This window comes from Streptomyces sp. NPDC014894, from assembly GCF_043080985.1.
Classification (GTDB): domain Bacteria; phylum Actinomycetota; class Actinomycetes; order Streptomycetales; family Streptomycetaceae; genus Streptomyces.
In genome coordinates this window covers 151,596-159,471 of sequence record NZ_JBIBWD010000019.1, presented here as the reverse complement: position 1 = coordinate 159,471, position 7,876 = coordinate 151,596, and the positions used below count along the sequence as shown (strand labels likewise).

Sequence of the window (7,876 nt, the reverse complement as noted above, 5' to 3'; positions counted from 1 at the left end):
GATTCAGATCCAGCGGCCAGTTGGACCGGCCTTTCGCCTTTCGGCTGCTCCGACTTTATCAGATCCTTTCGGGCCTGACTCCCGGTCGAAATCGGTTTGTCTTTCCGGCTGTTGGGCCGTTCCGACGTTTCAAACTGTAGCGGATTTCCCGAGCGACTCATAATCGAGTCTGTCCAATGGATTTCGGCGTGCCGAAATCCACCCCGGCCGGGGAGATCGTGCTGAGTTTGATTGCCGCATCCGCGGCGTGAGTGGCTGTCGCAGAACCGTTCCGGCCCCGTGACAACTCGAAGAACCTTACGGACCGATGAAGTCCGTGTCAACTTCGATCAAAGGGCCCCGAGAAGGCCCTGGTCCAGGGCCTCTTCGGTGGCTCCGGCTCCCTCACTCCAGGTCGGTCAGGCGGCCGCCCGCGTCGGGCTGGGCGTCCTCGACCCGGCGCAGCACCCGGATGAGCAGCTCCCCGAGGACGCCTCGTTCGTCCGCCGAGAGGTCCTGGAGCAGATCGCCCTCGAAGTCCGAGGCCATCCGCATCGCCTCCAGCCACTTCGAGCGGCCTTCGTCCGTCAGTTCCACGATCACGCGGACCCGGTTGCTCTCGTCGCGGTCCCTGGTGACCAGGCCCTCGCCGGCCATCCGGTCGATGCGGTGGGTCATCGCGGCCGGGGTGAGGCCGAGGCGCTTCGCGAGTTCGCCGGGGCCCATCCGATAGGGGGCGCCCGCGAGGACGAGGGTCTTGAGGACCTCCCACTCGGCGTTGGTGATGCCGAGGGTGGCGAGCTGGCGGCCGTATCCGACGTTCATCCGGCGGTTGAGGCGGCCGAGTGCGGAGACCACCTTCTCGACCTGTGGGTCCAGGTCTCCGTACTCGCGCTGGTACGCGGCGATCTGCTCGTCGAGGGACGGCTCCTGGATGGCCGGGCCCGTCACTGCTGGGCCCTCGGGGCTCGCGTTAGGCATACGGCGCAGTATCGCACGGCACTCGTTGGCATTGAAGTCCTTCGGTGTGTACTGTTAACACTCGAACTTTACTGTTGAAGTCTTGAGGCTTCATCCCTTCGATCTCTGAGGCAGGTGAGTGTGAGCAGGGTGATGGGTGCAGCGATGCGCCGGATCCAGGCAGGGAGCGCGCTGAGCGCGTTCGGACTCGGTTTCACGGTCCCGTATCTGTATGTCTATGTGGCTCAGGTGCGGGACCTGGGCGCGACGACGGCCGGCGCCGTCCTCGCGGTCTTCGCGATGGCCGCTCTCGTCGCCCTCCCCTTCACCGGGCGGATCATCGACCGGCGCGGGCCGCTGCCCGTGCTGGTGGGCGGGGCCCTGCTGGCCTCGGCGGGCGCCGTCTCCATCGGTCTGGCCGCCCATGTGTCGACCGTGGTGCTCTCGGCCGCGCTGCTGGGAGCCGGTACGGCCGTGATGCAGCCGGCGCTCGCCACGATGCTGGTGCGGTGCACCGACGCGGCGGGCCGCACCCGGGCCTTCGCCATGCAGTTCTTTCTGCAGAACCTGGGGCTCGGCCTCGGCGGGCTGATCGGCGGGCAGATCGTCGACAAGAGCCGGCCCGAGACCTTCACCCTGCTCTTCGGCATCGAGGCCGTGATGTTCCTGGTGCTCGCCGGGATCGCGCTCACGGTCCGGCTGCCCCGGCCTGCCGTGCCGCTGCCGGGCTCGGCGGCGCAGCAGGGCGCCAAGGGCGGGATGCGGGTGCTGCTCGGGCACAAGGCGATGGTCCAGCTCTGTGTGCTCGGCTTCGTCCTCTTCTTCGCCTGCTACGGACAGTTCGAGTCGGGGCTGGCCGCGTACGGCACCGAGGCCGCCGGAATCGAGCCCTCCACGCTGGGGACGGCGCTGGCCGCGAACACCGCGGTGATCGTGCTCGCCCAGTTCGTGGTGCTGAAGTTCGTGGAGCGCCGCAAGCGCAGCCGGATGATCGCGGCGGTTGGCCTGATCTGGGCCGTCGCCTGGGTGCTCGCGGGGTACGCGGGCCTCGGATCCGGCAGCCAGGCCATGGCGACGGCGGCCTTCATCTCCACGTACGCCCTCTTCGGGCTCGGCGAGGCGATGCTCGCGCCGACCGTGGCGCCGATGGTGGCCGATCTGGCTCCGGAGTCGATGGTGGGGCAGTACAACTCGGCCTTCGCCCTGGTCAAGCAGCTCGCTCTGGCGCTCGGCCCGGCGATCGGCGGACCGATGGGGGCTTCGCTGCACGGTCCGTACATCGTGACGTTCGTACTGTTCTCGCTCGGCATCACCGTGCTGGCGATCCGGCTGGGGCGGCAGCTCACCCCCGTACAGAATCAGCCGTATCTCGCGGTGACCTCGCGGGTGGTGGCGCAGCACAAGCCGGCCGAGCAGGTGGAGGCCGCCGCCTGACCGTCCGGCCCCTTTCCGGGGGCCGGCCGTGCCCGCCGGGCCCGTAACGGGGCGGGTGTCAGGCGGGGAGGGCGAACTCGCACCAGACCGCTTTGCCGCCGCCCGGAGTGCGGCGGCTGCCCCAGGACGAGGCGATCGTCGCGACGATGGAGATCCCGCGACCCGCCTCGTCCTCCGTTTCCGCGCGGCGGCGGCGCGGGAGGTGGTCGTCGCCGTCGGTGACCTCGATGATCAGGCGGCGGTCGGTACGGCGCAGCCGCAGGCGCATGGGCGGGGTGCCGTGCTGGAGGGAGTTGGCGACCAGCTCGCTGGTGGCGAGCACGCCCAGGTCGTGCAGTTCGGGGGAGAACCGCCAGGAGGCCATCACTCCGGAGGCGAAGGCGCGGGCGCGGGGCGCGGCCTCGGTGCCGCCGAGGAGTTCGAGCGCCGCGTTGTGGAACAGCTCGGCGGAGGGTCCGCTGCGGGCGGGGTGCTGGACGACGAGGACGGCGACGTCGTCGTCGTGGTCCGCGGTCACTCCCTGGGAGCGGATCAGCCGGTCGCAGACGACCTGCGGGGTGCCGGTGGCTCCGGACAGGGCGCGCTCCAGGCCCGCCACCCCTTCGTCGATGTCCTCGCCCCGGCGCTCGACCAGTCCGTCGGTGTAGAGGACGGCGCTGGAGCCGGGCGGCAGGGCGATGGAGCCGGAGCTGTGGAGCCAGCCGCCGGTGCCCAGCGGCGGGCCGGTCGGGTCGGCGGCGCGGCGGACGGCGCCGTCCTCGTCGCGCACCAGGATGGGGAGGTGGCCCGCCGAGGCGTAGACGAGCTGGCCCTCGTTGGGGTCGTGCACCGCGTAGACGCAGGTGGCGATCTGGCTGGCGTCGATCTCGGCGGCGAGCCCGTCGAGGAGCTGGAGGACCTCGTGGGGCGGGAGGTCGAGCCGGGCGTAGGCCCGTACCGCGGTGCGGAGCTGGCCCATGACGGCGGCCGCGCGCACGCCCCGGCCCATGACGTCGCCGATGACGAGGGCGGTGCGGCCCGCGCCGAGGGTGATCACGTCGTACCAGTCGCCGCCGACCGCAGCGTCCTCGCTGCCCGGCTGGTAGGTGGCGGCGATCCGCAGGTCGTCGGGTTGTTCGAGCTCCTGCGGGAGCAGTGAGCGCTGGAGGGTGACGGCCATCTCGCGCTGGCGGCGTTCGCTGGCGCGCAGCCGGTCGGCGGACTCTGCGTGGCCGGTGACGTCGGCGGCGAAGACGAGGACTCCGCTGCCGGCGCCGGGGATCTCGACGGGCAGACAGGTGACGGTGTACGAGCCGCCGGCGGCGACCTTGCGGGACTTCACGGTGCGTGAGGTGCCGCCGCTGAGGACCTGGTCCATGAGCGGGGACAGGCCCAGCTCGGCCAGTTCGGGGCAGGTGTCGGCGGCGCGGGTGCCGATCGGCCGGGGGCCGAAGGCCGTGGTGTAGGCGTCGTTGACGTAGGCGATGCGGTGTTCCGCGCCGTAGGCGACGGCGACCAGGGCGGGGAGCCGTCCGAGGATCTCGGCGATCGGGAAGTCCTCGACCGGGGGCGCGGAGGGGAGCGGGTCGAGCGCGGCCCGTTCCTCCGGGCGGCGGGCGGAGTCGGCCTCGGCGGTGTCGCCGCGGGCCGCGGGGACCGAGCCCTCCCGGCCCTCCGCCCGGCCGCCGTCTTCCCGCCGGTCCGGTCGTGGAGGCGCGGTGGAGATCCCACGGTCGGTCCTTCGCGCCGCGGCGCGGCGCTGCGTACCGGGGAGCCTTGCGCTCCAACGCGTGAAGTTCACTGACTTTCTAGCCTCAATGGTTGTCGCCAAGGGTCACAAGGGTCACTCTGTGCAAATGTGAGCCCACCTATGGTCACACGGTCAGTGTGACCGAACGTACTGACAGTCGGTGTCGACTGGGCGTCTACTAGGCCCTTCCGGGGTTGCCGTCAGGCCCTGTGCGCCGCTGTCACGCGCCGCCGGGGCCGCTGTCGTCCGGGCCCGGGCCCGGCGTGTCCGGCCGGGCGGGTCCCGGCGTGTCCGGCGGTGTGGACCGTGGTGGGTCCGAGGGTCCGCGCGGCGGGACGCCCGGTGGTCCCGGCCGGGGTGTGCCGGGTCCGGGGCCGCCGCCCGCCGCGCTCTCGAATTCGGCGCGGGGGTGCTCCAGCGAGCCGAGGGAGACGATCTCCCGTTTGAACAGTCCGGCGAGGGTCCACTCTGCCAGCACGCGCGCCTTGCGGTTGACGGTGGGGACCCGGCTGAGGTGGTAGACGCGGTGCATCAGCCAGGCCGGGTAGCCCTTGAGCTTGCGGCCGTACACATGGGCGACGCCCCGGTGCAGTCCCAGGGAGGCGACCGAGCCGACGTATTTGTGGGCGTACTCCCGCTGCGCGCCGCCGCGCAGGGACGCGGCGAGGTTGGCGGCGAGCACCTTGGCCTGGCGTACGGCGTGCTGGGCGTTGGGGGCGCAGTCGGCGCCGGGGGCGGCGGAGGTGATGTCCGGGACGGCGGCCGCGTCGCCGGCGGCCCAGGCGTGTTCGACTCCGGCGACGGTGAGGCGGGCGGTGCAGCGGAGCCTGCCGCGTTCGGTGAGCAGGAGATCGGTGGCGGCGAGGACCGGCGCCGGTTTGACGCCCGCCGTCCATACGACCGTACGGGTCGGGAAGCGGCTGCCGTCGCTGAGCACGGCGACCCGGTCCTCGCAGGAGTCCAGCCGGGTCCTGAGGCGGACGTCGATATTGCGGGAGCGCAGCTCGCGGACGGCGTATCCGCCCATCTCCTCGCCGACCTCGGGGAGGATGCGGTCGCTGGCCTCGACCAGGATCCATTTCAGGTCGGCCGGCTTGATGTTGTGGTAGTAGCGGGAGGTGTAGCGGGCCATGTCCTCCAGCTCGCCGAGGGCTTCGACGCCCGCGTAGCCGCCGCCGACGAAGACGAAGGTGAGGGCGGCGTCGCGGATGGCGGGGTCGCGGGTGGAGGAGGCGATGTCCATCTGTTCGATGACGTGATTGCGCAGCCCGATGGCCTCCTCGACGGTCTTGAACCCGATGGCGTACTCGGCAAGTCCGGGGACGGGGAGGGTGCGGGAGACGGATCCGGGCGCGATGACCAGTTCGTCGTACGCCACCTCGATGGCTCCGGTCCCCTCTTCGGCGGTGGCGAGGGTGGTCACGGTGGCGGTGCGCTTGGCGTGGTCGACGGCGGTGGCCTCGCCGATGAGGATCTTGCACCGGTCGAGGACTCTGCGCAGGGGGACGACGACATGGGCCGGGGCGATGGAGCCGGCCGCGGCCTCGGGGAGGAAGGGCTGATACGTCATATAGGGGTCGGGGGTGACCACGAGGATCTCCACCGAGCCGTCGCGCAGCTCCCGTCTGAGCTTCCGCTGGAGGTGGAGAGCCGAATACATCCCGACATAGCCACCACCGAGGACGAGAATCCGCGTGCCGGACGTGCGCACGGTCGGTGGGGTGCCGGGGGCCTGGCCCCGGGAGTCAGCTGCCTTCACCATCCCATGACGCAACGGTCCCCGGCGTTTGTCCACAGGCCCGGCAAATTGTGTGACCGGAGGCTTTGTGCCGCCGTGCGCCGGGGGGCGGTCGGAGGGAGGGGAAGGTGCGCAGGTCAGAGGTGACGCGGAGGGGGGCGCCGGGGGGCGTAAACGGGAGCCTTCCGGTCCTTGCTCCGATCGGGGGGCGCTCCGTGCGGAACTACCCCCTTCTGAATTGACCCCCGCTCAACTATGTTCGTACCTCGTCGGGGTGCTTGGTCAAGGCGCGCCCGGCAGACCAGGTGGGGAGGTCTCCGGGGGGAGACACAGTGACCGGGGGAACACGTATGACCATTCAGGATTCGCATTGGCAGGCAGCCGTTCCCACGACCGCGGACACGCAGTCGCAGGGCGGTCATCCGGGCGGCGACGGGGCCGTCGGGAACGGACGGACGGTATCGGGCGGGGTGGGTCGTTCGGCCCCGCTGAGGGTGGACGCGCAGCGCAATCTGGAGCATGTGCTGCGGGCCGCCCGTGAGGTGTTCGGCGAGCTGGGTTACGGCGCGCCGATGGAGGATGTGGCGCGCCGGGCGCGCGTCGGCGTCGGGACGGTGTACCGCCGTTTTCCGAGCAAGGACGTGCTGGTGCGCCGAATAGCCGAGGAGGAGACCTCCCGGCTGACGGAGCAGGCGCGTACGGCTCTGGGGCAGGAGGAGGAGCCGTGGTCGGCGCTGGCCCGGTTCCTGCGGACCTCGGTGGCCTCGGGCGCGGGCAGGCTGCTGCCGCCGCAGGTGCTGCGGGTCGGCGTCGATCCGGAGGACGTCCCGACGCGGGACGAGGCCCGGGTGCCGCATCAGCGGGCGGGCGAGCGGGCCGATCTGCGGATCGTCGGGCAGCGCGCGGTGACGGCCGAGGAGCTGGACGACGCCGGGGCCGGGGTGCTGCTGGAGGTCGTGGGCCAGCTGGTCGACCGGGCGCGGGCGGCGGGCGAGCTGCGGGGCGATGTGACCGTGGCGGATGTGCTGCTGGTGATAGCGACGGCCGCGCCGTCGCTGCCGGACGCGGCTCAGCAGGCGGCGGCCTCGGCACGGCTGCTGGACATCCTGCTGGAGGGGCTGCGGCCGAGGGGCGCCTGAGCGTCCCGGCGGGCGCGCCGGAGACGGACCGCGCCCGCGACGGGGACGGCCGGGGCGGGGTGCGATCCCGCCGGGCGGGCCTTCGGTGTGCGTGTGCGCGGTCGGGGCGCGTCTGTCGTGGGCTCGGCTGTGGTGGGCGCGCGGTCAGTTCATGGGCGCGCGGTCAGGGGGAGTCCTCTGCCGTACGCGGCCGGGGTGAGCCCTTCGCCGTGCGCGGCCCGTCGCGGCCATGGTCTGGCTCAGGGACCGGCCCCGGTCGCGGTCCTGCCGACGAGCGGTGCTCGTTCGCGGTGGGCCGGGCCCGCTTCCGGTGACCTGCTGAGACGTCTCCCGCCGACGCCGGCGGTCCGTTCGGCCGTGTCGAGCCGCGCCCGCTCGCTGTGACGCGGGGCCGCGGACCGTGGGTCACGGTCCGTTCCGGGGCGTTCCTGGAGGCTGTGCTGCGGGGCGGACGGCCGGAATCATCTCTTCTGGAAGGGCCTGCGCGAGCGCGGATTCGGTCAGGTCTCCCCGGATGAGTGGTTGACACGGCTGAGTGGTCGGTGCGCAGTTGCCGTGTGGCACGCTTGCCCGGTGTTCGGGTCTGAGGTGCTGACGGCGGCTTGCGCGATGAATGAGGGCTTCCGCGATGAGCGGTGACGGGCGGGACGCACGGGACGAACCGGTGAGCGGCTCGGGCGGTACGGACGGCCCGGAGAGCGCGAGCGGCCCCGCCGGCCGGGACGGCACGGAGCGGGGCGGGGAGCCTGACGGAGCGCCTTCACGGCAGGTGCCGGAGCAGGGCGGGCCGGGAGGTTCCCGGCGCGGAGCGCCGTACGGTGCGGGCGGCGGCGCGGCGGGCGGATCTGCCGGATCTCCCGGGCGCGCCGGACCTGCCGGACCTGCCGGACAAGCCGG

At 72.2% G+C, this 7,876-nt stretch carries 5 protein-coding genes; 2 read left to right on the top strand and 3 right to left on the bottom strand.

Annotated features, from left to right (window positions below; all coding sequences use genetic code 11):
* Positions 1-384: 384 nt before the first annotated feature.
* The gene (locus tag ACF089_RS32555) at positions 385-960 is read right to left on the bottom strand and encodes a MarR family winged helix-turn-helix transcriptional regulator (protein WP_392034645.1); all 576 of its coding nucleotides are present in this window, start codon (positions 958-960) and stop codon (positions 385-387) included.
* Between the two features lie 132 nt (positions 961-1,092).
* On the opposite strand from ACF089_RS32555, the gene ACF089_RS32550 reads away from it, so the two are divergent.
* Entirely contained in the window at positions 1,093-2,373 is a 1,281-nt protein-coding gene (locus tag ACF089_RS32550) for an MFS transporter (RefSeq protein WP_392034642.1), read from the top strand.
* Between the two features lie 58 nt (positions 2,374-2,431).
* Here ACF089_RS32550 and ACF089_RS32545 read toward each other — a convergent pair whose 3' ends face one another.
* Positions 2,432-4,153 carry a SpoIIE family protein phosphatase gene (locus ACF089_RS32545; protein ID WP_392034639.1) on the bottom strand — a complete coding sequence of 574 codons (1,722 nt, stop codon included), beginning with the start codon at positions 4,151-4,153 and terminating at the stop codon, positions 2,432-2,434.
* A gap of 169 nt (positions 4,154-4,322) precedes the next feature.
* Complete coding sequence (locus tag ACF089_RS32540) at positions 4,323-5,864, bottom strand: NAD(P)/FAD-dependent oxidoreductase (protein ID WP_392034636.1); 1,542 nt, start codon at positions 5,862-5,864, stop codon at positions 4,323-4,325.
* 326 nt (positions 5,865-6,190) lie between these two features.
* Here ACF089_RS32540 and ACF089_RS32535 point away from each other — a divergent pair, with 326 nt between their 5' ends.
* Positions 6,191-6,979: a TetR/AcrR family transcriptional regulator gene (locus ACF089_RS32535; protein WP_392034633.1), complete on the top strand. Its 789-nt coding sequence runs from the start codon at positions 6,191-6,193 to the stop codon at positions 6,977-6,979.
* Positions 6,980-7,876 lie beyond the last annotated feature (897 nt).